This is a genomic window from uncultured Campylobacter sp. (assembly GCF_937949835.1).
Classification (GTDB): domain Bacteria; phylum Campylobacterota; class Campylobacteria; order Campylobacterales; family Campylobacteraceae; genus Campylobacter_B.
On the sequence record NZ_CALEDC010000180.1, the window covers coordinates 1 to 2436 of the forward strand.

Annotated in this window: 3 protein-coding genes; all 3 read left to right on the forward strand. The window is 46.3% G+C overall.

Annotation, left to right across the window (positions count from 1 at the left end; genetic code table 11):
* The first annotated feature begins 151 nt into the window (after nt 1-151).
* From modA to Q0256_RS03880, 3 genes are read left to right on the forward strand one after another with little or no spacing between them, the layout of a single operon-like run.
* Nucleotides 152-919 (forward strand): molybdate ABC transporter substrate-binding protein, encoded by a 768-nt coding sequence (gene modA / locus Q0256_RS03870; protein ID WP_297960201.1) that lies wholly within the window; start codon nt 152-154, stop codon nt 917-919.
* On the forward strand, nt 919-1311 hold the full coding sequence (locus tag Q0256_RS03875; RefSeq protein WP_297960203.1) for a hypothetical protein: 393 nt from the start codon (nt 919-921) through the stop codon (nt 1309-1311). Before modA ends, Q0256_RS03875 begins: the two co-directional genes overlap by 1 nt.
* A complete protein-coding gene (locus Q0256_RS03880; protein WP_297960205.1) occupies nt 1298-2146 on the forward strand; it encodes an ABC transporter ATP-binding protein in 849 nt (282 codons plus the stop codon). The genes Q0256_RS03875 and Q0256_RS03880 overlap by 14 nt, the downstream gene beginning before the upstream one ends.
* Nucleotides 2147-2436: the final 290 nt, after the last annotated feature.

The following is a 2436-nucleotide window of genomic DNA, read 5'->3' on the forward strand; positions in this document are numbered from 1 at the left end:
TAAATTTTACTAAAAATAGATTAAAATTTTACTTCTTTTAATGCGTAAAAATGCCGTTTTTTCGGCACTGCGACTTATAAAATTTAAGGCGTAAATTTAAAATTTTAGATACAATTCAATTCTCGGCGAGAGCCGAAACGAAAGGCATAAAATGAAGTTAAAAGCAGTGCTTTTAGGAATTTTAACCGCAGGCGCGCTTAGCGCGGGCGAGATCAGCGTAGCAGCAGCTGCGAACACGACGTATGCGTTTGACGAGATCAAGGCGGAATTTGCCAAGCTGCATCCGCAAACTACGCTAAACGTGAGCTTGGGCGCCAGCGGTGCGCTTAGCACGCAGATCAAAAACGGCGCGCCGTTTGATATTTTTATGGCGGCGGATATGAAATTTGCAGACGATCTGCATAAAGAGGGCTTTGCGACGGCGCCTGCCAAAACTTACGCCAAAGGCAAAGTGGCGATGTTTAGCGTGCGCGGCGTAGATCTTAGCAAGGGGCTTGAAGCTTTAAAAGACCCTAGCGTCAAAACGATTTCGATAGCAAATCCAAAGACTGCTCCTTACGGCACTGCAAGCGTGGAAGCTTTCAAAAAAGCGGGAGTTTACGATGAGATCAAAGGCAAAATCGTAGAAGCAAAATCGATCGGCGAGGCTCTTTCGCAAGCGCTTAAAGCTTCCGACGTCGGCTTTATCGCGGCCAGCGCGATGTATGCGCCTAAGATGGCAAAGGACGGCTGTAACGATAAGCCTTGCAAAGAGGGCGAAAATTTCGTCTTGGTCGACACTAAGCTGTACGAGCCGATAGCTCAAGGCATGGTCGTGCTAAATCGCGCCAAAGACAATGCCGAAGCCAAGGCGTTTTATGATTTTATCCTAAGCGATAAGGGCAGGGCGATCTTTGCTAAATACGGATACGAGTTTTAATGATTAGAGCGAGAATCAACGAAATTTTACAAAAAGACGGCATCCATTCAGTAGGATTTATCGCGGGCGGCATCAAGCTGCGTGGCGTATTTCTGCAGCTAAGTAGCGAGCTTAAGGTGGGCAGCGAAGTTTACGTGGGCTTTAAAAGCACCGATGTGCTTTTATCTCACGAGGCCCTAAGTGGTATATCTAGCGAAAATGAAATTCACGGCAAGATTACGAGCCTAAGCTTGGGCGAAATTCTATGCACGCTCAGGTTTGAAGGCAAGATAAGCTTTGATGTGCTCATTAGCGCGCATTCTGCGCAGGAGCTTGCTTTACGCGAGGGCGACGAGGTTTTCGCATACGTTAGCGCCACTGCGATATATATAGAAAAATATGATAACGATTGATTGTAAGAAAAAAATCAGTGATGATTTCTCGATTGATGCTCGCTTAGAGATTAACAAAGGCTCGTTTGTGTGCCTATATGGGCGCAGCGGCAGCGGTAAGACTACACTGCTGCGCATTTTAGCGGGATTTTTGCGCGCAGATAGTGGTAGCATAAAAGACGGCGATCGTGTGCTGCAAGAAGGCAATGAATTCTTAAGTGCGGGCAAGCGCAGGATCGGCTTTTTGTTTCAAGACTACGCACTTTTTGAGAATATGAGCGTGACAGGCAATCTGCTTTTTGCCAGAAACGATCCGCAAAAAGCTGCGATGCTGCTTGAAATTTTAGAGCTTAGCGAGTTTGCGAAATCCGGCGTCGAGGGTCTTAGCGGCGGACAGAAGCAGCGCGTAGCACTTGCTCGCGCACTGATGCAAGAGCCTGAAATTTTGCTACTTGACGAGCCGCTTTCGGCGCTTGATTTTACGATGCGCGAAAAAATCCAAGAGTATCTGCTAAAAATCCACGAGCAGTTTCATCAGACCGTGATTTTGGTAAGCCACGACATAAGCGAGATTTATAGGCTTTGCAAGCGGGTTTATGAGATGAAGGACGGCAGGATCGTCCGCACCGGTACGCCGGAGGAAATTTTTCTTAAAACAAACGGCTCTCAGAAGTTTTCTTTCGTGGGCAAGATTGTCGATTTGCAAGCACGCGACGGGGTCAAAGTAGCTGTCGTGGCGATCGGCAGCCAGCTATGCGAAGTGGTGCTAAGCAATGCAGAAGCCGATGGCTTGCAAGTAGGCGATGAGGTCAAAGCGGGTGCCAAAGCCTTTAATATCACTCTGCGTAAAATTTAAACTTGTAGGCAAGCTTGGGCGCGCCTGGGTGAGAAACTTCAACTAGATTAGAGATTTAAATGTAGACTCTTATGGAATTTTACGTGGAATTTAAACGAGGAATTTTGCGAAATTTTAGCTAGATTTGCCCGCAAAATACGGGGAGGTTTTAAAATTTCATTCGCATCGCGCTTAGATTTTCATGAAACACAAATTTTAAACGCAGGCTAGAGTAAAACCGCAACACGAGATTAGAGAGCATGGGGGCTAAGCTTTAAATTTTAGATTTTACGCAGACAGGCGCCGTTAAA